Origin of the sequence: Burkholderia sp. LS-044, from assembly GCF_004803625.1 — a bacterium.
GTDB lineage: Bacteria > Pseudomonadota > Gammaproteobacteria > Burkholderiales > Burkholderiaceae > Burkholderia > Burkholderia cepacia.
The window spans coordinates 214489-239708 of the sequence record NZ_SSWO01000009.1 but is presented as its reverse complement, the minus strand read 5'-3'; the positions used below and the strand labels follow the sequence as shown (position 1 = coordinate 239708).

Below are 25220 nucleotides of genomic sequence, written 5' to 3'. Positions count from 1 at the left end.
CTCCGCGATACTCATCGCATCCCCGCCCGGGCATCCTGCCCGGCACGCACGCTGCCCGTTCGGGCAAAATCGGAAACCTTCAGCGAAACCGTATCGGCTTTCGCATTCGAGCGCATCTTCCGGGCGACTGCCAGGATCGAGGCCAGATGCTCGTAAAAGCATTCGAGCTGTCGCGCATCGGATGCCAGTCGCTCGAGGTCGCATGCCTTCTCGAGAATCAACCGGGAAACATGAAAGCGCTGAAGCCCGCGGCCGACCCGAGCCTGGAACACGACGCCATCGCTGCTATGCGGTACCCCCGCCCACACAAGCGAACTGCGGTCCATGAAGCCTCCGAACATTCTTAATCGTCACATCAATATGCCAGCCATCGACGACGCTGCATATTTGTATTTCAAAATTGTGGCGCGCGGCACATCGGCATGTTCGCGTCATCCGGATATTGCGCTGCAGCAAAAGTGCCCGTAGACTGGGTTCGCGCATCCGATGTAGTTGCCCTGCAGTCGCCCCATGACGGGAGAGCACGCCATGACGACTTTTTCATCAGCACTGAATCAGGCACCCCCTGCCCTCCACGTGTTCCAGCAGGACGGTGGCTGGCATTGGGGTATCACCGTCCCTCGTCCCACGGGGTCCGGCTTCAAACTGATCGCATTCAGTCACCACATCTTTTCCACTGAAGACACGGCCCAACACGACGGCGCTCGAGCGTTGGCGTCCATCGTCGCAAATGACGTGCATTGAACCTCGCGGATCTGGACCCCATCACGCTTCCCGATTCGGTGGTATCCGACATCCGCAAGCAAGGGAAAACGAAAACCACGGATGCCGCCATGCGGTTGCGAACCGAGGGCGCCGAAGAAGCCGCCATCGCGAACACCGCATGACCCGCGATGAACGCAGTGCGATTTTTTATCGCATTACGGCAGATAAGGCGTGATGTTCGACAGCGCACGGGAAACGTACTCATCCTTCTCCCCGACCGGCGCAACGTAATGAAGTGCGCTGCGCGCGGCTTCCTCGCCCTCGAGGCGCGCGATGATCCACGCGGCCAGGTATTGCGAAGCAAAACAGCCGCCTGCCGTTGCGACGTTACCTCGAGCGAAGAACGGCTGATTGAGGACTTCGACGCCTGCCTCGACTACCCACGGTTTGGTCGTGAGGTCCGTACAGGCCGGGACGTTGTCGAGGAAGCCGAGCTTGGCCAGAACCAGCGTGCCCGAACACTGGGCACCGATCAGTTGCCGGGCGGGATCGAGTTTCAACTGCTCCATCAGCGTCGCGTCGTTGACGACATCCCGGGTTCGAATGCCGCTCCCGACGATGACGGCATCCGCCGTGCATGCGTCGGCCAATGTCGACTGCGCCTGCACGGTCACCCCGTTCATCGACGTGACGAAATGCTCCGGGCATGAAAGCGTGACCCGCCAGTCGGGCTTCTTGATGCGATTGAGCACGCCCAGTGCGATGAGGGAATCGAGTTCGTTGAAGCCCTGAAAGGTCAGAATGGCGATGTGCATGGGGTGCCCGTGTCCGAAGTCCGTCGATGCATATTGCCAGATCGCCGACGCGAATGGCCTGGCGTTACGCCGGATTCATCCCGTCGATGCAACCTCCTTGAAGCTGCCGGCGGGCCCCGAACCGCCCGCCATGTTCAATGACCGGCGTGACTCGTCCCGACACGTCAAGGCTGCCGCTTGCCACGGCCACCGGCGGGTTTGCCGGCCGGCTTGCGCGATCCCGCAGCCGGCTTGCCCGCCGGTTTGCCGCGCGGTTTCTGCACGCTGAACGGGCTGCCGATCGTGTAATCCGGTTCGTTACCGGCCGGCTTTGCGTGCGCCGCCGCAGGCTTGTGCCTGCTTTCCCCACCTTGCGCTTGCGGGCGCGGCTTTTTACCGGGCACCTGTCTGGCAGCGGGCACCGCCTGCTGCACTTTCGGCTTCTTCGGCTTTTTGGGCTTCTTGATGATCTGACCCGTCGCGCTGGTTTCCGGCACGCGGTGTTCGGCCTCGAAACCCGGCTCTTCTTCACGGCGCAGCGTTTGCCGGATCAGCGCTTCGATCGCGGCCAGTTGCGGCGCTTCGTCGGCACATACCAGGGACACCGCGACACCGCTGGCGCCCGCGCGCCCGGTACGGCCGATCCGGTGCACATAGTCTTGCGCGACGATCGGCAGATCGACGTTGATCACCAGCGGCAGATCGTCGATATCGAGCCCGCGCGCCGCCACGTCGGTGGCGACCAGCATCTGGACTTCGCCCGTCTTGAAGCGCTCCAGCGCACGCAAGCGCGCGGGTTGCGGCTTGTCGCCGTGGATGGTGTCGACCGCATAACCCGCTTCGTCCAGCATGGCTGCCAGGTAATCCACGCCGTTGCGCGTCTTGACGAACACCAGCGCATGCTCCCACTTGTTCTCGGCCACGAGGTGCATGAAGAGGTCGGGCTTGTTCCGCTTGTCCACCGGCACCACCCACTGCTTGATCTTGCTGGCCGTGGCGTTGGGCGGGCTGACGCTGATGTTGACCGGGCCGCGCAGAATGCTCGCCGCCATCGTGCGGATCTCGTCGCTAAACGTGGCCGAGAACAGCAACGTCTGGCGCTGGGCGGGCAACGCGGCAAAAACGGCGTTCAGTTCGCGCGCGAAGCCGAGATCCAGCATGCGGTCGGCTTCGTCCAGCACCAGCGTTTGAACCTGATCGAACTGCACCGCGTTCTGGCGATTCAGATCCAGCAACCGGCCCGGCGTGGCCACGAGCACATCCACGCCCTTGCGCAACTTCATCATCTGCGGGTTGATGCTCACGCCGCCATACGCGGCCAGGAATCGCAGGTCGAGGCCCTTGCCGTAAGCGATGAAGCTTTGCAGCACCTGTTCGGCCAGTTCTCGCGTGGGCACCAGCACCAGGACGCGTGCGCGGTTGCTGGACACCGCCGGGCCGTGCTGCACCAGCCGCTGCAGCAGCGGCAGCGCGAAACCCGCCGTCTTGCCGGTGCCCGTCTGGGCTCCGGCCATCACGTCCTTGCCGCCGAGCACGGCAGGAATCGCCTTGGCCTGCACCGGCGTAGGAGCCTGGTAATTGAGGTCCTGCAGGTTACGCAGCAAGGGATCGATCAGGCCGAGCGAGGCAAAAGACATGGACGTATTCCGGGCTAAAACCGCAATTCTAGCGGTTGCCGGACCGATCAAGGCCCGCCGCGCCCGGCCGGACACCCGCGACGTGGAACGACACGGCAAACCGGAAGCCGCCACGGGCGTAAAGCAAAAAGCGCTTCCAGCCCCTTTTCCACTTCAAAAGCGCGCTCGCAGCCGCTCGGTCATTTGCCTTTCCATGACTTCATGGCCCACGGTCAGGCTGCGCCGTGACGGAAAGGCTGATGTATCGCCTCTCTCCGGGTCGGCGACGAACGCTGGCTCGCGACGCTCGATGCGGCCCCGTCACGAAAGCCGGGTGATAAGCTCGATGCCGGCGCACTGTCGTGCTTCGACTCGCATCGACACGCCCGGAACCCTGACCCCACGACCGCAACGAGCCACCCATGCCTCTCGCGCCCTCCGTCCTCTCCGCGTTCACGCCTACCGGCAAGCTGCGCGCGTCGATCAATCTCGGCAACCCGATCCTCGCGAACCGCGACCCGGAAACCGGCGAACCGTTCGGCGTGTCGATCGACCTCGCGCGCGCGTTCGCCGAACGCCTGTCGGCCGAGCTGGAACTCGTGGTGTTCGACACCGCGGCCAAATCGGTGCAGGCGCTGACCGACGAGCGTGCCGATTTCGGTTTCTTCGCGGTCGACCCGCTGCGCGGCGAAACGGTCGCGTTCACGGCGCCGTACGTGCTGATCGAGGGGTTCTATCTCGTGCGCGACGCGTCGCCGATCCGCACGAACGCGGACGTCGACCAGCCGCACAACCGCGTGACCGTCGGCAAGGGCAGCGCGTACGACCTGTTCCTCACACGCGAGCTGAAGGCCGCGCAGATCGTGCGTGCACCGTCGTCGCAAGCCGTCGTGCAGACCTTCGTCGACCAACAGCTGGAAGTCGCGGCGGGCGTGAAGCAGCAGCTCGAGGCCGATGCGGCGAAAACGCCCGGCCTGCGCCTGCTCGACGAACGGTTCATGGTGATCCGGCAGGCAATGGGCGTGCCGAAGAGTCGCGGCGAAGCCGCCGCCGCGGCGCTGAATGCGTTCGTCGAGGAAATGAAGGCGTCGGGCTTCGTCGCGGATGCGCTGCGACGGCATGGCATCACCGGCGCATCCGTCGCGCCGCCGGGTTGATCGAAAGCGGCTCGGCAGCAAGCCGCCGCGCGGCGCGTGACCGTCCGCCGTTGCCATTCAAAGGCAAAGGCGACGGCCCTCAGAACCGGTACGTCGCCCCCACCTGCGCAAATCGCCCGACATACGTATAGAGCGACGAATCGTAGCCGGTCGGCCCCGCCATCCATACCGGATCGAACGGCGGCTTGCGATTGAAGAGGTTGTCGATCCCCGCGTACAGCGTCCAGTGCTTGAATCCCGTGTAGCCGATCATCAGGTTGAACTGGCTGTACGACGCAACGCCATCCGCCATGCCGGGGTACGTGCCCGGCGCGAGAATGGCCTGCGCGTACGGGCCGACATAGAGCCAGCTCAGGGTCGCGTTCCACTGGTGATGGTTCCAGCTCAGGTCGGTGTTCCCTTTCCAGCGCGGCGAGCTGCCGCCGAACGGCTGGTGAAGTGCGCCGTTGTTGCCGGCGTAATCCCTTTCCACGCCGCCAACCGGCATCTTGAAGTGCCACATATACGCCCAATCGCCGGACAACGTGAAGGTACCGATTTTCGTCGCGACCGTCTGGCGGAACGTGGCCTCGAAGCCGTCGGTGTCCAGCGACGACAGATTGCGATACGGCAGCGTGACATAGGCGATGCTGCCGTTGGCATTGCGAACCACCTGCGACGGATCGTTCTGATTGACCACGACCTGCACGTCGTCCGTGCCGATCACGTTGTCGATGTGAATCTTGTACCAGTCGAAACCGATATCGGTCGTACGTGTCGGCGAAAACTGGAAGCCGACGTTATAGTTCTTCGTGCGCTCGGGCTGCAGGCCGCGATTGCCCGCGCGAATTTCCTCGACGATGTTGTACGAACCCGGATTGTTCGGATCTCGCGCGTCCACCACGCCCTGCGAGCCGAACGTCCGCGACGACGTGTTCTCGATCAGCGTCGGCGCACGGAAGCCGCGATTGTACGAACCGTACAACGTGAGTTCCCGCACCGGCTGAAAACGCAGCGCGAACCGCGGCGAAAACGCGCCGCCGAAGTCGCTGTAGTGATCGTAGCGGCCCGACTGGCTGAACGTCAGTGTCTTCAGCAGCGGAATGTCGAGCTGATAGTAGACGGCCGCGACATTGCGCTCGCCGTCGACGGACTGGATCGACGGCGACGTCAGCTGGCCGCTCGCCCAGCCCGCTCCCGTGCCGATGTACTGGCTCTGATGCATGAACTGCGCGCCGAGCCCGAGGCCCACGTTGCCCGTCGGCAGCCTGAACAGGTTCGGGCTCGACAGCGTCGCATCGAGCACGTCGAGCTTCGTGATCGCCTGGTTCGACGTGCTCTGGTAAAGGCCGTTCAGTCCGTTCGGCGTCGCGGACGGATTGGAGAAATCGAACGTGCCGTTCCGGATGATGTTCGTCAGCGCGCTGGCGCTCATCTGGTTCGAATAGTTCTGCGAGACCGTGTCCTGCGAATGCGCATACGACGCGCTCCAGTCCCAGTCGCCCGCGGACGGCACCGCGAACGTTCCCTTCACGCCCGTCGCGGCGCGCCAGTAATTCGAACTGACATGCACCGACTGCGACGCCGGAAACGCATAGCGCAACTGCGTCGGCACGCCGAACGGATTGTAGGGATTACCGGCCGGCACGACGTTCGATACCAGCGCAACGCTGCCCGTCGCCGGATCGTAGGTCTGCGTGCTGGTCGTCAGGCGGCCGACGCCCCGGTTCGCGACCGTCGTGTTGTTGCTCTCCCACAGATCGGCGAACGCCTGCATCGCGTCGTCGATCCTGAACTCGCCGTGCAGCTTCGCGCTCAGGCGCTCGGTCCACGGCGAGAGCGACGACGCGCCTGCCGTGTTGCGCTGGCAGATCGTGCCGCCTGCGCCGAACGATTGAGAATTCGCGTTGCCGGGTGCGACCTTGCCGCCATACGCACAGGGGTCGAGCGGCACGTTGCCGTTCGCCCTCGCCCAGTACGACGTCGACTGGTTGGACAGGCCGCCGGGATAGTTCGAGAAATTCTGGTTCTCCGTCATGTTCCGGTCGGAAGCGAGCACGCCGTTGTTCTTGTAGTAGCTGAGCGCCGCCGTCACGTTGAAGCGATCCGCGTTGATGTCGCCGAAGCCGCCCAGCAAGCCGAACCGGGTCGTGCCCGCGCCGCCGCCGCCGTTCGTCGCACCGCCGTAGCTGCCGGTCAGCTCCAGGCCCCGATAGTTCTTCTTCGTGATGATGTTCACGACGCCGGCGACGGCATCGGAGCCGTACTGCGACACCGCACCCGTCTTGACGATCTCGATCCGGTCGATGATGTTGAGCGGCAGCGTGTTCAGGTCGAAGAACTGATCGGTGCCGTTGGCCGCGTACGCATACGGCGCGGCGCGCTGGCCATCGATGAGTACCAGCGTGTATTTTTCGCTCAGCCCGCGCAACGCGATCCCCGATCCGCCGACCGCGAAGTTGGCCGTCGCGGTCGAGCCGTCCCCCCAGCTGCTCGATGAATTGGCCGTCACGCTGCGCAGATAGTCCGCGACCGTCGTATGGCCGCTGTTCACGATGTCCTTCGCCGTGATCGTCTGGACCTGGTTGAAGCCGACCTTGTCCGCGCTGCGGATCAACGACCCCGTCACTTCGAAACGCTTGACCGTCAGCGCGTCGTGCGCGCCCGATGCCGGCAACGCCGGCGCCGCGGGCACGGCCACTGTCGACGTCGTCGCGCCGGGTGCCGGCTGCGACTGCGCCCATGCGGGCGCTCCCGGTACCGTCGTGGACGCGCAGAACAACGCTGCGGCAATCCCCCTCACCACGCTTTGCTTCATCTTTTTTCCCGCCCACAATCGCCGGCCTGGCCGTGCGTATTCTTGAAACGGCATCTGTTTAGAGATCCGAATTCATGTTCGAAATGCAGATCGTTCCGGCTCGACGAGGTGTCTGCCACTTTTCGGGCACCGTGCCCGGTTTCTCGTCGGCCCGGGTCGCATGGACGCCGCACGGAAATCGCCCGCGGCGTCGGGTCGACGCTGTCTGGAAAGCACGCATGCGCGAGCGCGCCCCGCGCGATCGAGGCCGAGCGCCTGTCGGGCAAGACGACGGATGCCCGGCAACCGCCCGGACATCCGCCTGCTATTGATGGGAACCCGTTCGCGCGACGATCCGCGAGCGATGCGTATCCGGCGGCCGATCAGTCGATGGCCACCGCTACCGACTCACGCGACAGCACGTGGTACAGCGCGCCGGCGGCGAGGATGATGGCCGCGAGCGCCAGCATCAGCGTCTGGTAGCCATGCCGGAAATCGTCGACCTGCCGCATCAGGAAGATGGCGAACGCAATGCCGCTCGCGCCGCCCACGTTGTGCACGGTCCACGACGTGCCCATCGCCACGGCCGCCTTTTCGCGCGGCAGCGCACCCAGCGCCACCAGCGTCGAGGGCCCGAGTATCGCGCCCCAGCCGATGCCGAACAGCAGCAGCGGCACGACGAACCAGGCTGCGTCGGGCTGCCCCGCGACGATCGACAGCAGAATCGACGCGACGACGAACAGCGACAGGCCGGTCACGATCACCCGCGACGGGCCGAGCCGTTCGCTGCGGCCGCCGATCCAGGACGACGCGATGGAAAACGTGATGGTCGCCGGCAGCAGATACAGCCCGATGGTGATGTCGCTCTTGTGGAGCTGGGTCGAAAAGAAGATCGGCAGGGTGAGCAGCACGATGCAGTAGAAGAACGCGAGAAAGAACGTCGCGAGCAGCGCGGACAGGAACCTCGGTTCGCGGAAAAAATGAAACTCGACGATCGGGTCGCGCGTGCGCAACTCATGCCAGACGAACAGTGCCAGCGCGACGAGCGACACCGGCAGCAACCAGAGATTGAGCCGGCCGCCGTCGACGGACAGATAGCTGACGAGCGTGGTCAGGCCGACGACCAGCAGCAGGCACCCCGTCACGTCGATGCGCTTGCGCGCCTGCGCCTTGAACTCCGGTATCGCCCAGGCGCAGAGCGCCAGGCTGATCGCGATGAACGGAATGTTGATCAGGAACGCGTCGTGCCAGTCGAGCGCGCCGGCGAACAGGCCGCCGATGATCGGGCCGAGCGCCAGCCCGACGCCGTTGGCGCCGAACAGGATCCCCAGCGCCTTGCCCTGTTCGTTCTCGTCGAACGTATAGCTGACGATCGCGCCCGATACCGTATACAGGATCGCGCAGCCGATGCCCTGCAGGAAGCGGAACCCGACCAGCAGCCAGAAATGATGCGCGATACCGGCCAGCAACGAAGCCGCGCCGAAGATCACGAGGCCGACGATCAGCAGCTTCTTGCGGCCCAGGTTGTCGGCCAGCGTCGCAACCGGCACCATGAACGCGGACAGCGCGACCATGAAGATGGACGTGATCCACTGCGTCGTCTGGATCGGGATCGAAAAATCACGGCCGATCGCCGGAAGAATCGTGTTGACGACCGTGAGATCGATACATCCCAGGAAGCTCGCGATACAGATGCCGGTCAGCCCGACGTATTTCCGAACCTTGCTCGATGAATTAGTCATGCGCCAGTGCCTCGGTTTCCTCGTCTGCGTGCGACTGCGATTTTTTCTTGAACTTGACCGCCAGCCAGTTGGCGCGGGCATCGCTTCCGTTCTGCACGAAAATCTCGCGGGTCTTGCTCATCGCGGCGGTCATCTGCTTCGGGTAGATGATGAAATCGATGCCGTCCCGCGCCCACATCGGCATGATGATCGGGCATTCCTCGAGAATGTAGAAGAGCGAGCGATAGAACGCGTCCTCGTGTTCGCGGGTGCCCTGCACGAGCCCGTTCCGCTCCGCGAACACGCCGATGGTGTCGTTGATCGCGTAACGGTATTCGGGATTCGAGTAGTACTCGTTCGTGATCAGATGGTAGTACTGCGAATAGTCGTCGCGGCGCAGCAGGTCGTCCCATCGCAGGATCTCGCGCCGCATCGACAGTTTCGCGAGGGTTCCCTCGTGGTCCCGCAGCCACGCGTCGCCGCGGTCGCGGCTTTTCTGATAGTTGCTGCGCGCGGAGCCGGTCGCATAGTTGTGGCGCTGCAGCGTATCGGCCACGCCGATCACGCATTGCCCGAACCCCGCCACGTTGATCTTGTCGACGGTCGCCGCCAGCTTTTCGCCTTCGTGATATTCCTTGCCGACGCTGATCAGCAGCAGTGCCGTCTTGCCGACGTACTCGTGCGCCTGAAATTTTCCTTGTGCCTGCAATGAAACCTTGTACATGGTCAGCTCCAGTAAACTAAGGGTTCGGTAACGGATTTGATGCCGACGAAGGCACTCAACGTGACCCGGTCGGCGCCCCGGACAGGGCGAACCGCGTGGATGAAACGCGGATTCAGGAAGATCAGGTCGCCCACCTCCGGCTTGATCACCAGGTCGGGCGCGCCCACCTGCTCGCGGCCGATCCCGTAGTGGCGGTCGCCCTTGAGCGCTTCGTATTCGCGCGCATCGGGTGCGACGCGCCAGAGTTCCAGCTCGCCGCCGTGCGGCGGCACCTGCAGATAGATGTTGGCCGACAGCTGATACTGCAGCGCCCATCCGGTGCCCACCGGCAGCGTCCATTCCAGGTTGTCGATGTGCGGCTCGAGATCCACGCCGGGCGTCAGGTAGCGGCACACGCCGACGAAGCACTTGCTCCCGTCCACACTCAGCAGCCGTGCCCCTTCGGGCCACGCGTCGTCGAGCAGCGTGCGGAACCGGTCGACCGGCGACGCCAGCTCGCCGAACAACGTACGAACGCGCTCGATGTTGGCGCGCGCATGCCGGTGATACGCCTGCCGCACCTCTTCGGATCGCACCTCCGCGTACGCGATGCCGAGCCGCGTAAATTCGGCTGCGTGACCCAGCGCGCCCCGGTCGGGATGGGCGAACAGCTGCTCCTCCGCTCGCCGGACGACCGCCGGCGGCGTGAACGCACGAATGCGTATCGCGAGCGCATTGCCTCTGCACAAATCGAGAATGTGATCGGCGCACAGCGACGTTTCGTCGACGTCGATCACTGCATGGTCAACCTCTGCCGGTCGGTTCATGGCGTGATGGAATGAAGAATTGAAGGAAGTAAGAGAGCCGCGCGCATCAGAGCAGGTAGCGGGCGCGCAGGTAATAGAAGCCGCCGTTGATGCCGATCGGCGACGACACGATGTCGTACTGCGTGCCCAGGAACTGGTTCTCGGACGGCAGCTTGCTCGGGTACACGTTGAACAGGTTGTTCGCGCCCACCGCGATTTCGAACTTGCGTGTCATCGCATAGCGCAGCTCGACGTCGGTGACGTAGCGCGCCGCGTTCGTGAAATGCGCGAAGCGCGTCGTCGAAAATGCATTCGGGCCGCTCCAGTAGCTCTCTTCGCCGGAGGTCTTGCCGTAACGCGTTTCGTGCAGGCTGAGCGCCCATTTGTCACGGTGCCAGGTACCGCCGACGATGATCTTGTTCTTCGGCGTCGACGACGTGATGTAGCCGACCTGCTGCGCGTTCAACAGCGTGTTGCCGTTGGTGTCGCGGCCCACGCTCGTCACGCTCGTCGTGTTGAAGTTGATGCCGAGATCCCAGTCGACGCTCCCCCACCTCGCGAAGTTGCTGTGATACGTGGCCAGGATGTCGAGGCCGCGCGTGCGGGTATTCACGCCGTTCGTGAAATAGTTCGCCGTCACCGACGGCAAGCCCGCCGGCAACGTGATGCCGGCCTGCGTCAGCGCATCGATCGCGGCTTGTCCGCTATAGGTGCCGCCCTGCACGATCCGGTCGCGGATGTTGATCTGGTACGCGTCGATCGTCACGTTCAGGTTCGGCAGCGGGTTGAGCACGAGCCCGATATCGAAGTTGGTCGACTTCTCGGGCTTGAGCGGCGTCGCGCCGAGGTTGCGTGCGGCCTGCGAGTTCGGGGCCAGTTGCCCGTAGGCGGAAAGCGGCGAGATGTTCAGGTTCGTGAAGTACTGCTGCGCGAGCGACGGCGCGCGAAAGCCGGTGCCGACGCTTCCGCGGACCGCGATGCGCGGCGTGATGTCGTAGCGCGTCGAGACCTTGCCGTTGGTCGTGCTGCCGACGTCGTTGTAATGCTCGAAGCGCCCCGCGAGATCCACCTGCCAGTTCGGCGCGAGCCGGGTGGCGAGATCGATGTAGGTGCCGAGCACCTCGCGCGATTTCGACAGCGCACTGAGCGGCGACAGGCCCGGCAACGCCTGGCTGCCCGCACCGTAGGTCGACGCGGGATCGCCCGCGCCGACCGTGTAGCTTTCGTGGCGATGCTCGGCGCCGACCGACACGTTGAGCGGCGCGGGCAGCAGCGGCAGGTGGAATGCACGCGACAGGTCCAGGTTGTTGGTCCACTGCGTGTTCGTGAAGGTCGACAGGCGGAAGCCGGTCGGCGTCGATCCGGTCGCGGCGAACAGGCTCGTATTCGCCGAATTGACCATGCCGATGCCGATGTTGTCACGGCCGTAGGTCGAACTGATGTCCCATGCCCAGCCGAGCAGCCGGTCGCCTTTCACGCCCGCGGTCAGCGAAAAGTCGTTTTCGTTGATCGTTTCCTGCGGCGTGAAGCCGTTCGGATAGAGCGCGGGCAGGACCGACGGCAACCGGAAATTCTGGTAGCTGCCGCCGCTCCGGTGCGCATACGTGCCGAAGCCGTACAGCTTCGCGCCGCCTTCGAGCAGGTAACCCGCGTTGAAGGCGACCGATTCCCGCGTGCTGGAAGGCGACCCGAGAATCAGGTTGTCGTTCCGGCCGGTTCGCGGATCGGCGTCGGTTCGCACCGTATGATTCTGCCGGTTGTATTCGGCGCTCAGGTCGACATAACCGGCATCGCCGAGCCTCAGCCCGATGGTGGCCGCATTGTTCTGCGCGAGGCCGTCGCCCTGATAGGTCTGGCCGGTGGTGTTCGACACCTCGCCGCCCTGGTAATTCGACTTGAGGATGACGTTGATCACGCCGGCAATCGCATCCGAGCCGTATTGCGCGGATGCGCCGTCACGGAGAATCTCGACATGATCGATCGCCGTGACCGGGATCAGGTCGACGTCGACACCGGTCGATCCTTGCTGCGGCCCGCGGTTCAGCGACACGTTCGCGGTCGAATGGCGGCGCTTGCCGTTCACGAGCACCAGCACGTAATCGGGGCTCAGCCCGTGCAGCGTCAGCGCGCTGGTCAGGTTGCCCGCATCGCCGCGCATCGCCTGGCGCGCGATCGACGGCGAGAGCTGGACAAGTGCGTCGCGCAGGTTGCCCTGCCCGGTGCGCCGCAGCGCGTCGCCGCTGATCACTTCCACCGGGGCGGCGGCATCGCGCACCTTCCGCGCGCTTTCACGCGTGCCGGTCGTGACGACGACGTCCTGAACGGTGACGACGACGTCCCGGGTATCGCCGGCAGGCGCCGGTTCCGGCTTCGTGCCCTGTGCCCACGCGGCGCTGCCGGCGGTAATCCAGCAGGCGGCCAGCGCCAGCGAGCGGCAACGGGGGATCCTCACGCGCGCAATGTCGTTTCTCTGATAAACCACTTCAAGGCCCTCATTTCAGCGCGCCGCGAAGTGTTGTTTCATTCTCGCGTCACGCTTCTCGTTTGTTTTGATATCAGTGCGTGACGAATCATCCTCCTGGTGTAATAGTTTGTTAAATAACAAATACGCATTTTCATTTATCGATTCATCCGACAATTAGCGACCTTGCGCACGATTACGCAATCACGCAGAAAATGTTGCGATTGCGTGGCGAATGGAAATGGCACCCGTTAATTTGGTTGATATTGACGATGCCCGATTTGAATAATGAAAAGGAATATGCGCACGTTTGTGAAATATCGATTTCGCTCGACAAGTTGTCGCATTGCATGTTCGAACCGATGGGCCGGAAAGTATCGTGACGATGTCGACATCATTGCGATGGCGGAACGATCGCAGCCCGGCGGCCCTGCTCCGCTTCGAGCAGTCTCCGCTGATGGGGTGGCCGGCTTAGGAGGAACGCGTCGGTTTCTCGATGCGAATGGATGGCCAGTCGCCCGGCGTACTCGCTTGCACCGTGGCAGGTGATCTGCTCGTGCGGGAGCGCCGGGCCTGGACAACACGTTTACGTCGTCCGGCCGGCGAATGCGATTCACGCGGGGTTGCGCGAAGTTGCGTGACAGTGCGGCGATTGCGCGTGCAGCGGCACCCGAGAGGATCGCGCGATCGCGTGCGACCCGGCGGGATACGACTCTATCCGCGCCATCGTTCTTTCGAGCCGCTCACTCCATGTACTGCTCGTTGCCGATCAGGCCGATCTTCGTCGCGCCTTCGCGCTGGGCCGAGGCCAGCACTTCGGCCACCGCCTTGTAAGGTGCGGACTTGTCCGGGCGCAGCCGGATCTCGTCCTGGTCGCCCTCGGCCGCCACCGCGCGGAACTTCGCGTCCAGCGCGGCCCCACCGCTCACTGCCGCGCCGTTCCAGTTGACAGCCCCGTCCGCACCGATGTCGATCTGCACCACCTGTGGGGGATGCGGCGGCGGCGGTGGGTTCCCCACCGGCAGGTTCATCTTCACCGAGTGCATCTGGATCGGGATCGTGATGATCAACATGATCAGCAGCACCAGCATCACGTCGATCAACGGCGTGGTGTTGATGTCCACCATCACGTCCGGATCGTCCTTGCTCCCTCCGGAGCCTGCGTTCATACCCATCGTTCGAACTCCCTAGCCCCCGCGCGCGGGCGGCTGCGTGATGAAGGCGACCTTGACGACCCCGGCCCGCTCGCATGCCGCGACGACCCGGCCGATGTACTGATACGGCGTCGCCTGATCGCCGCGCACGTGCACGTCCGGTTGCGGCGCCTGCGTCGAAATCTCCTTCAGCCGCGACACCAGCGTCGGAAGGTTCACGTGCTCGGTTCCCCAGAAAAGGTCGCCCTGCCGGTTCACCGCGATCTCGATGCTTTTCGGCTGGGTCTGCAGCGGCTGTACCCGCTCCGCCGGCAACTGCACCTGGATCGTGTGCGTCACCACCGGGATCGTGATCAGGAAGATGATCAGCAGCACCAGCATCACGTCCACGAGCGGCGTCGTGTTGATCGCCGAGATCACCTCGTCGTTGTCGTCACCGCCGACACTGATTGCCATGACGCGCCCCGCTTACGACTGAACCGCCAGCGCCTGCGGCGACTGTGCCGCCGGCGTCGCGATGCGGCCCGCCGCGCGCCTGCCGCCCGCGAGCAATACCGTGTGCAGTTGCGCGCCGAAATCGCGCACGCGTTCCATCACGGACTTGTTGCGGCGCACGAGGAAGTTGTAGCCGAGCACGGCCGGCACGGCGACCGCGAGGCCGATCGCGGTCATGATCAGCGCCTCGCCCACCGGGCCGGCAACCTTGTCGATCGATGCCTGGCCCGCGATGCCGATGGCTGTCAGCGCGTGATAGATGCCCCACACGGTGCCGAACAGGCCGACGAACGGCGCGGTGGAGCCCACCGTGCCGAGAAACGCCAGGCCGTCCTGCAGTCGGTTCGACACGCTGGTGATCGAGCGCTCGATGTTCAGCTCGATCCAGGTGTTGCGGTCGACCGAATCGAGCAGCGCGGTGTCGTGGTGTTCGCCCGCCTCGATCGCGTTCTCGGCGATGAAGCGAAACGGCGACGCATCGTCGAGCTGGGCGGCACCCTCGGCCAGCGTCGGCGCATTCCAGACCTGCTCGTCAGCCGACTTCGCGCGGCCGTTCGCACGCGCCTGCTCGATGAACTTGGTGACCATGACGTACCAGCTGCCGAGCGACATGACCACGAGCAGCCCGAGCACGAAGCGGGCGACGAAGTCACCGTTCGCCCACAGCGCGCTCAGACCGTAAGGATTCTCGACGGTGGCCGACGTCGCGGGTTCGGGCGGCGGCACCGGGCGCTCCGATCCGTTCGACGCAGCCGGCGCCGCCACGATCGGCGCTGCGCCGGATGCTGTCTCGACCCGTGCCGCAGCCTTCTCCTGGGCAAGCACGGATTGCGGGGCGACCAGCGTGCCGCTCACGCCGGCGGCGATCATCAGGCTTGCCGCCAGCGCGGCCCGAAAATGCTTTCTCATACGCACTCCATATCTATTTCGGATCGATCCGGGAAGCAGGCGGCGTCTGCCGCGTTGCCTTCCCCGTCAGTTCAGGTTGAAGGAAAACGGTACCCGCACACGCACGGATTGCCCCTGGGCGATACAGTTGAAGCGCTTGACCGCGTTGAGCGCCGCGCGATTGAGCACCGGGTCGGCCGGCTGCGCGACCCGCAGGTTCGTGACGCGGCCGTCCGGATCGACGGTGAACTCGACGGTCACGTCACCCGTGATGTTGTTGTCCTGCGCCTCCGCCGGGTAGACGATCGACGACCGGACTTCGTCCGAATTCGGGCAGACCACGCCGATCTCGCGATTCACCGGCTTGGCAACCGGCACCGGCGCGGGTGGCGCTTCGTGCACCGGTGCGCTCTGGACCGGCGCGTCCTGGTGCGTGATGGTGGCGGGCGGCGGGGCCTGCACGTGCACCTCGGGCGGCGGCACGAACGGCGGCGGCGGCGCCGTCACCCGCGGCTTCGACACGACCTTTTCGACCGGCTTCGGTGGCGGCGGTGGCGGCGGCGGCTTCACCGGTGCGATGATGCGTGCCTCGATCGGTTGCTGGACGATCTGGACGACCCGCGTCGCGAGACCGTTCACGAGCGCCCAGATCAGGACGAGATGCAGCGCAACGGCGATCGCGATGCCGCCGAAGCGGCGTACCGGATGCGTCTGCTTGTTGCCGAAGCGGCGCGGGCGGCCGATTGCCGCGAGCCGGGATGGAGAAGCGGTTGTCATGTTCGGTCCAGTTGCAACGAGATCGAAGGGGCGGCGTGCCCGGCGGCATCCGGTCCGTCGCCGACTCCGATCACGTGCGCCATTCGATGGAATGTCATGTCGATCGCATCAGGCCGCGGCGGGCTCGCGCCGGTCAACCGGCTGCCACCCGAGTGCCGGGGCGATACGCGTGATGAAGTCCTCGAGGATCTGCCGGTAATTCTCGAACGGCAGGTCGTAAGGCAATTCGAGGCGCAGCTCCCGCACCTGTCCGACCACCGGGTCGGCCAGCAGCCGCTCCACGATCTCGTCCGAGCTGCCGACGAGATCCGGCGCGAACAGCGTGCGCCGCTCGCCCTGCGGCGCCAGCGTGCGGGCATGACGCGCGTCGGCAAATGCGCGATAGCGTTCGCGCTCCTTCGCGCTCGCGCCGTCGGTCGGGACGATCACACGCCCCAGCGCGATCCGCGGAGCGTGAGCTTCATGCCAATGGTCGCGATACAGATCCAGTTGCCGCAACTGGGCGTCGATATGGCTATCGGTGCCCTCACCCGTGGTTATATTGCCGATCAGCAGGTTGAAGCCGTTCCTGGCGGCCCACTCGATCGATCGCCTGGAACCGCCTCCGTACCAGAGTCGCCCCGTCAGGCCGGGCGCAAACGGGCTCACGCGCGGCCGGACCCGGCCGGCGGCCGATTCGACGAACGTGTCGTCGTCGCCGAGCCAGTCGCCGGCGAGATTGCGGCGCAGGCGTGCCACACGCGCGTGCGAGAAGTCGACGAGATCCGGATCGGTGTCGAACAGCCGCTCGCCCAGCAGCGCGCCGTGATTCGGTGCGCCCGCGCTGAGCCCGACATTGAGCCGCCCGCGCGAGAGCACGTCGACGGTCGCGAGATCCTCGGCCAGCCGGAATGGATTCTCGTAGCCCATCTGGATGACCGCGGCGCCCAATCCGATCCGGGTCGTGCGCTGGCTCGCCGCCGCGAGAAACGTGGCAGCCGACGAGACGGCGCGCTCGAGGTGGCGTTGCCGCACCCACGCGCTGTCGTAACCGAGCGCTTCGCCCGCGCCGAACAGTTCGAGCGTCTGCTCGAATCCCGCCGCCGCGTCTTCACCGGCGTAATTGCCCGGTGTCAGGAAGGCAATGTGATCAATGCGGATGTTGCTCACTTTCGTATCCTTCGTCATTGGGTCTGTCTGGTGGTACACGCGCCGCGTACTGTCGTCCCGGGATCTGCCCAATCTGCCTGTCGGCAGGCATGACGCACGACCAGCACGGCACCATCGACCGGAACGCGCGAGCTCGCCTCTTTGGCGAGCGGGTTTTTATCGGGGATCGAAAAAAGGAAACGCGACATCGAACTCAACCTCGCGAATGGCCGGGCTGACCGGATTCAAACTTTCATGAAAAAGCGTCGAATAGGCAGGTAATCTCGAATGTCGATTATGGAGAACGTGCGACTGCCCCGTTGCGGTCATTTCTTCTATGAATATGACGCACGTATCAAAACCGATAGCGCGCACACACATAATGGAATTCGCGATTGATTCAGGCGTGGGCTCGCAAATCCGGGCAGGTGTGTAGGTGGAACGCTCGATCCGTTGGCCCGCGATAATGCCGGCCCGGGAACCTGGACGATGAAGAAGAGAACCCGATGGTCACACCCGGCGGGGTTCGATGCAAAAGTGCTGCGCTTGCAACGCTAAAGGCGAGCGGACGCTGGCCGGTCTGGCGCAACAGTTCGACGCGCAGCCGAACCCGACCACGGCATGGATGCGACAGCGCGAAAACGCGTGGGGAATGTGTTTTAAGTGACGGGCACGCGATCGAGCGAGCCGCGGACAGACTTGACGGCGCCGGTTGACACCAGAAAACGAAGCTCCGATAGCGCGAGGTTTCACGTATCGAAAGCGGGGTAACGGCGCCACACCGGAGCCATTACCCCACGGCTTGAAAGAACAGAACCGAGCCCGTTAGCCAGGAGGCAATCCCCCTGGCACCGAGGCTCTCAACACGAAGCGCCGCGCTCACCCTACCCGCGCTTCGCCCTCGCGCTCGGCTTCCCCTTCGCCCGCGCCCGTTCGCGCGAGCACCGGCTTGAGCGCCTGCCCCGTATGGCTCGCGCTCACCTGCACGAGCGCTTCCGGCGGCGCCGCCGCGACGATCGTGCCGCCGCCCACACCGCCTTCCGGCCCGAGATCGATGATCCAGTCGGCTTCCGCGATCACGTCGAGATCGTGCTCGATCACGACGACGCTATGCCCCGCATCGACGAGCCGGTGCAGCACGCGAATCAGCTTCGCGACGTCCGCCATGTGCAGGCCGACCGTCGGCTCGTCGAGCACGTACAGCGTGTGCGGCGCCTTCTGGCCGCGCCGCGTGATGTCGTCGCGCACCTTCGTCAGCTCGGTGACGAGCTTGATGCGCTGCGCCTCGCCGCCCGACAACGTCGGCGACGGCTGGCCGAGCGTCAGGTAGCCGAGGCCGACATCCTTCATCAGCTGCAACGGATGCGCGATGTTCGAGATCGGCGCAAAAAACTCCACCGCCTCGTCGATCTCCATCGTCAGCACGTCGCCGATGTTCCGGCCGCGCCACGTGACCGCGAGCGTCTCCGGGTTGAAGCGCTGCCCGTGGCACACGTCGCACGGCACCTTCACGTCGGGCAGGAAGCTCATCCCGATCGTGCGCACGCCTTGCCCTTCGCATGCGGGGCAACGCCCGTCGCCAGTGTTGAACGAGAAGCGCGACGCCGTGTAGCCGCGCGCACGCGCTTCCAGCGTATCGGCGAACAGCTTGCGGATCGTGTCCCACACGCCGATATAGGTGGCCGGACACGAGCGCGGCGTCTTGCCGATCGGCGTCTGGTCGACTTCGAGCACGCGGTCGATCTGCTCCCAGCCGCTCAGCGATTCGCAGCCCTGCCACGCATGCGTGACGTTCAGCGACGGCCGCGGCGCACTGCGCGCGAGCACGCTCGAACGACGGTTGGCGGCCGGTGTGTCCTGCTGCGCGGCCTTGCGCGCGCGGCGCGTGGCCGGCGACGACAGCACCGAGCGGCCGACCGCGTCGAGCAGGTTCGTCATCAGCACGTCGCGCGCGAGCGTCGACTTGCCCGAACCGCTTACGCCCGTGACCGCGACGAGCCGCGCGAGCGGAATGCCGACCGTGACGTCGCGCAGGTTGTGCAGCCGCGCACCGTGCACGGTCAGCCAGGCTTCCGGCACGGCCGCGCCGCCCTTCTTGCCCGGCAGGCTCACGCTGCGGCGCGGCTGCAGCGGATGCGTCATCGGCTGCGCGAGCAGGCGGCCCGTCACTGAATCCGGCTGCGCGGCCAGATCGGCGACCGCGCCCTCGGCGACCAGCGTGCCGCCGCGCTTGCCCGCGCCCGGGCCGATGTCGATGATGTGATCGGCGCGGCGGATCGTGTCCTCGTCATGTTCGACGACGACGAGCGTGTTGCCCTTGTCGCCGAGCTTGCGCAGCGCATCCAGCAGGATCTGGTTGTCGCGCGGATGCAGGCCGATCGTCGGTTCGTCGAGCACGTAGCACACACCCTGCAGGTTGCTGCCGAGTTGCGCGGCGAGCCGGATGCGCTGCGCTTCGCCGCCCGACAGGCTCGGCGCCGCGCGATCGAGGCTCAGGTAGCCGAGCCCGACTTCCTCGAGAAACGCGAGGCGGCTGCCGATCTCGCTGACGATGTCGCGCGCGATCTGCGCGTCGCGCCCCGTCAGTTCCAGCCCGTCGATCCAGCGGCGCGTGTCCGACACCGTCCATTGCGCGACCTCGACGATCGGGTGCGCGTCGAACGTCACCGCCCGTGCGGACGGGTTCAGCCGCGTGCCGTTGCAATCCGGGCACGGCTCGTTGCCGACGCCTTCCGGTTCCTGTTCGTCCGACGGCAGCGTCTGCTCGCGGCCGCGATCGTCCCCGGCGAGCACCGTGTCGTCGTACGCGGCGCGTTGTTCGCGCGTGAGCGTGACGCCGGTGCCGACGCAGGTCGTGCACCAGCCGTGCTTGCTGTTGTACGAGAACATCCGCGGGTCCAGTTCCGGGTAGCTCGTGCCGCACACCGGGCACGCACGCTTGACCGACAGCACCTTGACCGTGCCGACCCGCGCGGTCGAATGATCGTTCTGCATCGCGTCGTGCAGCCCGTCGAGCGGCGCGAGCAGATGCATCACGCCCTTGCCGAGTTCGAGCGTCTCGTCGAGCACGCGTCGCAGTTCGGCTTCGTTGTCGGGCGACACGACGATATCGGCAACCGGCAGCTCGATCGTATGCTCGCGGAAGCGGTCGAGCTTCGGCCACGGATCGACCGGCACGAACTCGCCGTCGACGCGCAGATGCGTGCTGCCGCGCGCCTTAGCCCACTTCGCGAGATCCGTATACACGCCCTTGCGGTTCACGACGAGCGGCGCGAGCAGCCCGACGTGTTCGCCGCGATGATCGCGCAGCAACTGCGCGGCGATCGATTCGACGGATTGCGACGTGACCGGCGTGCCGTCGTGGATGCAATGCTGCAGGCCGAGCTTCACGTACAGCAGCCGCAGGAAGTGCCACACCTCGGACGTGGTCGCGACCGTGCTCTTGCGCCCGCCGCGCGACAGCCGCTGCTCGATCGCGACGGTCGGCGGAATGCCGTACACCGCGTCGACTTCGGGGCGGCCGGCCGGCTGCACGATCGAGCGCGCATACGCGTTCAGCGATTCGAGGTAACGGCGCTGGCCTTCGTGGAACAGGATGTCGAACGCGAGCGTCGACTTGCCGGAACCCGACACGCCGGTGATCACGTTGAACTTGCCGTGCGGGATGTCGACGTCGAGCGCCTTCAGGTTGTGCTCGCGCGCGTTGACGATCCGCACGACGTCCTCGCCTTCGATCGCACGCCGCTCGCGCGCCGCGTTCAGCACGGCCTGCAGCGGCTTGCCTTCGTCGGCGAGCGCCATGTCGGCATCCATCGCGCGTTCGTACTGCAGCAGCGCCACGCCGGTATGCGATGCGGCGCAGGCTTTCACGTCGTCGGGCGTGCCCGCGCACAGCACGAGGCCGCCGCCGTCGCCGCCTTCCGGGCCGAGATCGATCAGCCAGTCGGCCGCGCGGATCACGTCGAGGTTGTGCTCGATCACGATCAGCGAATGGCCGGCCGCGAGCAGCTTGCCGAACGCCTGCATCAGCTTCGCGATGTCGTCGAAGTGCAGCCCGGTGGTCGGCTCGTCGAACATGAACAGCTTCGCCCGCGCGATGCGCGCCTCTTCCGTGACGACCCGGCGGCCGTTCACGGCCGCGGCCGATTCGGCGAGGAAGCCGGCCAGCTTCAGGCGCTGCGCTTCGCCGCCCGACAGCGTCGGCACCGGCTGGCCGAGCTTCACGTATTCGAGGCCGACGTCGACGATCGGCTGCAGCACGCGCAGCACCTCGGCGTCGGTCGCGAAGAACGCGGCCGCTTCGCTGACGGTGAGATCGAGCACGTCGGCGATGCTCAGCGCGCGGCCGTCGCGCTCGATGCGCACTTCGAGAATCTCCGCGCGGTAGCGGCTGCCGTCGCAGTCCGGGCAGCGCAGGTAGACGTCGCTCAGGAACTGCATCTCGATGTGCTCGAAGCCCGAGCCGCCGCAGGTCGGGCAACGGCCGTCGCCCGAGTTGAAGCTGAACGTGCCGGCGCCGTAGCCGCGTTGCAGCGCGAGCGGCGCCTTCGCGAACAGCTTGCGGATCTCGTCGAACGCGCCGACGTAGCTCGCCGGGTTCGAACGGGTGGTCTTGCCGATCGGCGACTGGTCGACGAACACGACGTCGCCCACCTGGTCGGCGCCCGTGAGGCCGCGGTACGCGCCCGGCGACTCGGTCGCCTTGCCGTGGTGCCGCGCCATCGCCGGATAGAGCACGTCCTGCAGCAGCGTGGACTTGCCGGACCCCGACACGCCCGTCACGCAGACGAGCCGCTGCAGCGGGATCTCGACCGTCACGTCGCGCAGGTTGTGTTCGCTCGCGCCTTCGAGCACGATGCGCGGCGTATTCGCGTCGACCACCCGGCGCGCCCAGTTCGACGCATGCGCGACATGCTTGCGGCCGCCGAGATACTCGCCCGTCAGCGTGTGCGCGGAGCGGATGTCGCCCGGCGTGCCGTCGTAGACGATCGTGCCGCCGCGCTCGCCGGGGCCGGGCCCCATGTCGATCAGGCGATCGGCCGCGAGCATCACCGACGGATCGTGTTCGACCACCACCAGCGTATTGCCCGCATCGCGCAGCCGCTGCATCGCCTCGACGATCCGCGTGAGATCGCGCGGATGCAGCCCGATGCTCGGTTCGTCGAGCACGAACAGGGTTTTCGTGAGCGACGTACCGAGCGCCGTCGTCAGGTTGATCCGCTGCACCTCGCCGCCCGACAGCGTGCGGCTCTGCCGGTCGAGCGTCAGGTAGCCGAGCCCGACGTCGCACAGGTATTTCAGGCGCGTGCGCACCTCGGCGAGCAGCAGCTTCAATGCATCGTCGAGCAGCGCGCTCGGCAGGCTGATGTCGTCGAAGAAGCGGCGGATGCGCTCGATCGGCAACAGCATCAGGTCGTGCACGGTCAGGCCCGGCAGCGCCTCGAGCTGCGCGCGGCTCCAGTCGACGCCGCGCGGCATGAAGCGGCCGGCCGGCGCGAGCACGCCGTCGGCGTTCTCTTTCGAGCCGAGCCGCCACTGCAGCGATTCCGTCTTCAGGCGCGCGCCGCCGCACACGTCGCACGGCGTGTAGCTGCGGTATTTCGACAGCAGCACGCGGATATGCATCTTGTACGCTTTCGACTCGAGATAGCCGAAGAAGCGCTTCACGCCGTACCACTGGCTCTGCCACTTGCCGTTCCAGTCCGGCGAACCGTTGACGACCCAGTCGCGCTCGGCGTCCGACAGCTCGGCCCACGGCGTGTCGCGCGGGATGCCGGCTTTCGCCGCATAGCGCATCAGGTCGTCCTGGCACTCCTTCCACGCGGGCGTCTGCATCGGCTTGATCGCGCCGCCGCGCAGCGTCTTGCGCGCGTCGGGGATCACGAGGCCGAGATCGACGCCGATCACGCGGCCGAAGCCGCGGCAGGTTTCGCACGCGCCATACGCCGAATTGAACGAGAACAGCGCCGCCTGCGGCTCCGCGTAGCGCAGGTCGCTGTCGGGATCGTGAAGCCCGGTGGAGAAGCGCCACACCTGCGGCTCGGCGGTCGCGTTTTCCGCTTCCGGCGCAAGCACGTACACGTTCACGCGCCCGCCGCCGCGCTTCAGCGACGCCTCGATCGCCTCGACCACGCGCACCTTGTCGGCCTGCTGCACGCGGAAGCGGTCGGCCACCACGTCGAGCACCTTGCGCGGCCCGGTGGGCGACGCGACCTCGCGCTGCGCCTGCACGCGCGTGTAACCGCTCGCGGACAGCCACTGCGCGACTTCTTCATCGGACGCCGTTTCGGGCAGCTCGACCGGGAACGTGACGACGACGCGCGGATCGTCCGCCTGCGTGCGCGCGACGAGTTCCGAGTAGATCGTCTCCGGCGTGTCGTGCCGCACCTGCCGCGCGGTCTTGCGGTCGAACAGCTCGGCCGCGCGCGCGTACAGCAGCTTCAGGTGATCGTTCAGCTCGGTCATCGTGCCGACGGTCGAGCGCGAACTGCGCACCGGGTTGGTCTGGTCGATCGCGATCGCGGGCGGCACGCCGTCGACCCGCTCGACCTGCGGGCGGTCCATCCGGTCGAGGAACTGCCGCGCGTACGCGCTGAACGTCTCGACGTAGCGCCGCTGGCCTTCCGCGTACAGCGTGTCGAACACGAGACTCGACTTGCCGGAGCCCGACGGGCCGGTGACGACCGTCATCTCGCCAGTGCGCAGGTCGAGATCGAGGTTCTTGAGGTTGTGCTGACGTGCTCCGCGAATGCGGATCAGATTGCTGGATGACAATTTGCCTGCCCGTCTGAATGAGTTAACCAGAGTGCCCGGTGCCGGAACGCTGCGGCGGATGCCCGCAGGCGCGGCGCACGCGCCGCAAGGGTTGCACCTGTGCGGCCCGATTTCGACGGACACTATACTGTACATTCATACAGTTTTCCATGACGACCCTGAGGGCGGCATGGGATGGCGGTGGGAGGCGCGGCCATTCCGCGATGACGCACTTATACTCCCCGACCCGGCAATCCGCGTGATACGACAAGGAAAATGAAAGCAAGAGCATTGCTCATCACTTCGCTGGGAGCGTGGGTGTTGACTCAGCCTTCACTCGCCTTCTCGCAAAACATCAACGGAAAAAATCTCTTTATACAGAGATGCGCGATGTGCCATGGCGCAGATATCAAGGGCACCGGGCCATTGGCCAGGAAAAGCAATCCCCCCACGCCCGACCTCACCACTGCCGCGTTCAAAAAGCGGCTCCACGACTATCCAGGCGTCATCGTTTCGTCGGTAATACTTCGCCCGAACGGGGACCTGATTCCGAGAACCTTGAGGGAGAACGGCGTCAAGCTGGCGCCGCACGCCTGGACCGTTCAGGATTTTCGCGACCTGAATCAATACATGAGCGACGTGATTTACAACAGCCGATGATTCCGTGTTGACCGGCTGACCGCTCAGGGTCGTTTCGAGCCGGTAACATACCGCCGACGCGATATCCGGCGGAGGCATCGATCTTCCGAAAATGGTGCCGTTGCCCGGGTCGGACTTCGGCACGCAAGCGGTGTGTTGCACCATCCGGATTCGACGCACCTGCCCGGGCGCAGCCCGTGCGATGATGCGCGCTGATCAACATGAGAAATGGAATGACGACTACCTTCGACGAGGCGACAACGGCGGCGATCGCCGCGTTTGCCCAACTGGATTTCCACACGGCCGTGCAAGCGATGCGCGCCGAAGCCGACTACGACCGCGAAATAGACCAGTGGATCTCGCGCTACATCGACGAGCATGGCGGCGGCGCGGACGATGCGGAATACGACGCGTTGCACGCGCAGGCCCAGGCAACCCCGGAATTCGCGCAGTTCGTCGATGCGGCTCGCCGCGAGATCCTGGAATACTTCGACGTGACCGACGATCAGCTGGACTGGATGGTCCTGCTGCGCAACGACGACAGCGACGAGCTCTGGGCGGAAGTCAACCGGCAGCGGACCGCGCTGGGAACCGGTGAAGTGCGCGGCGATCTCTGACCCTTGCCTGCCATCCGGATTTCGCGTCGC

18 protein-coding genes are annotated in these 25220 nt (G+C 65.5%); 4 read left to right on the top strand and 14 right to left on the bottom strand.

The annotated features are described in order from the left end of the window. Positions 1-11: 11 nt before the first annotated feature. Positions 12-326, bottom strand: a complete 315-nt coding sequence (locus tag E9536_RS23770; protein ID WP_136470915.1) for a hypothetical protein — start codon at positions 324-326, stop codon at positions 12-14. A 414-nt stretch (positions 327-740) separates the two neighbouring features. Between E9536_RS23770 and E9536_RS41550 the strand changes: the two genes are divergently transcribed. Next, entirely contained in the window at positions 741-887 is a 147-nt protein-coding gene (locus tag E9536_RS41550; RefSeq protein WP_168799566.1) for a hypothetical protein, read from the top strand. A gap of 33 nt (positions 888-920) precedes the next feature. Here E9536_RS41550 and E9536_RS23760 read toward each other — a convergent pair whose 3' ends face one another. Together E9536_RS23760 and E9536_RS23755 are read right to left on the bottom strand one after the other, a co-directional pair. After that, positions 921-1520 (bottom strand): DJ-1/PfpI family protein, encoded by a 600-nt coding sequence (locus E9536_RS23760; protein WP_060358054.1) that lies wholly within the window; start codon positions 1518-1520, stop codon positions 921-923. Between the two features lie 164 nt (positions 1521-1684). Beyond that, positions 1685-3136 (bottom strand): DEAD/DEAH box helicase, encoded by a 1452-nt coding sequence (locus E9536_RS23755; protein WP_060174426.1) that lies wholly within the window; start codon positions 3134-3136, stop codon positions 1685-1687. 401 nt (positions 3137-3537) lie between these two features. On the opposite strand from E9536_RS23755, the gene E9536_RS23750 reads away from it, so the two are divergent. After that, the gene (locus tag E9536_RS23750) at positions 3538-4272 is read left to right on the top strand and encodes an ABC transporter substrate-binding protein (protein ID WP_027792779.1); all 735 of its coding nucleotides are present in this window, start codon (positions 3538-3540) and stop codon (positions 4270-4272) included. Between the two features lie 79 nt (positions 4273-4351). Here E9536_RS23750 and E9536_RS23745 read toward each other — a convergent pair whose 3' ends face one another. From E9536_RS23745 to uvrA, 11 genes are all read right to left on the bottom strand, one after another. Further along, on the bottom strand, positions 4352-7069 hold the full coding sequence (locus tag E9536_RS23745; RefSeq protein ID WP_136470913.1) for a TonB-dependent receptor: 2718 nt from the start codon (positions 7067-7069) through the stop codon (positions 4352-4354). 362 nt (positions 7070-7431) lie between these two features. Continuing rightward, positions 7432-8790 carry an MFS transporter gene (locus E9536_RS23740; protein ID WP_168799565.1) on the bottom strand — a complete coding sequence of 453 codons (1359 nt, stop codon included), beginning with the start codon at positions 8788-8790 and terminating at the stop codon, positions 7432-7434. Further along, positions 8783-9493, bottom strand: a complete 711-nt coding sequence (locus E9536_RS23735; protein WP_048027334.1) for a hypothetical protein — start codon at positions 9491-9493, stop codon at positions 8783-8785. Before E9536_RS23735 ends, E9536_RS23740 begins: the two co-directional genes overlap by 8 nt. Positions 9494-9495: 2 nt before the next feature. Continuing rightward, complete coding sequence (locus E9536_RS23730) at positions 9496-10299, bottom strand: 2OG-Fe(II) oxygenase (RefSeq protein ID WP_136470909.1); 804 nt, start codon at positions 10297-10299, stop codon at positions 9496-9498. 46 nt (positions 10300-10345) lie between these two features. Further along, complete coding sequence (locus E9536_RS23725; protein ID WP_247873499.1) at positions 10346-12730, bottom strand: TonB-dependent receptor; 2385 nt, start codon at positions 12728-12730, stop codon at positions 10346-10348. A gap of 752 nt (positions 12731-13482) precedes the next feature. Beyond that, positions 13483-13914: a biopolymer transporter ExbD gene (locus E9536_RS23720; protein ID WP_136470905.1), complete on the bottom strand. Its 432-nt coding sequence runs from the start codon at positions 13912-13914 to the stop codon at positions 13483-13485. Between the two features lie 12 nt (positions 13915-13926). Further along, the gene (locus tag E9536_RS23715) at positions 13927-14349 is read right to left on the bottom strand and encodes a biopolymer transporter ExbD (RefSeq protein ID WP_021156566.1); all 423 of its coding nucleotides are present in this window, start codon (positions 14347-14349) and stop codon (positions 13927-13929) included. Between the two features lie 12 nt (positions 14350-14361). Then, positions 14362-15297, bottom strand: a complete 936-nt coding sequence (locus tag E9536_RS23710; protein WP_136470903.1) for a MotA/TolQ/ExbB proton channel family protein — start codon at positions 15295-15297, stop codon at positions 14362-14364. 66 nt (positions 15298-15363) lie between these two features. Beyond that, positions 15364-16053 (bottom strand): energy transducer TonB, encoded by a 690-nt coding sequence (locus E9536_RS23705; protein WP_136470901.1) that lies wholly within the window; start codon positions 16051-16053, stop codon positions 15364-15366. Between the two features lie 108 nt (positions 16054-16161). Next, on the bottom strand, positions 16162-17202 hold the full coding sequence (locus tag E9536_RS23700) for an LLM class flavin-dependent oxidoreductase (RefSeq protein WP_136470899.1): 1041 nt from the start codon (positions 17200-17202) through the stop codon (positions 16162-16164). Positions 17203-18060: 858 nt separating this feature from the next. After that, on the bottom strand, positions 18061-23955 hold the full coding sequence (gene uvrA / locus E9536_RS23695; RefSeq protein ID WP_136470897.1) for an excinuclease ABC subunit UvrA: 5895 nt from the start codon (positions 23953-23955) through the stop codon (positions 18061-18063). Positions 23956-24210: 255 nt separating this feature from the next. On the opposite strand from uvrA, the gene E9536_RS23685 reads away from it, so the two are divergent. Beyond that, complete coding sequence (locus tag E9536_RS23685; RefSeq protein ID WP_060174436.1) at positions 24211-24594, top strand: cytochrome c; 384 nt, start codon at positions 24211-24213, stop codon at positions 24592-24594. A gap of 212 nt (positions 24595-24806) precedes the next feature. Further along, on the top strand, positions 24807-25190 hold the full coding sequence (locus E9536_RS23680) for a hypothetical protein (RefSeq protein ID WP_027792792.1): 384 nt from the start codon (positions 24807-24809) through the stop codon (positions 25188-25190). The last annotated feature ends 30 nt before the right edge of the window (positions 25191-25220 follow it).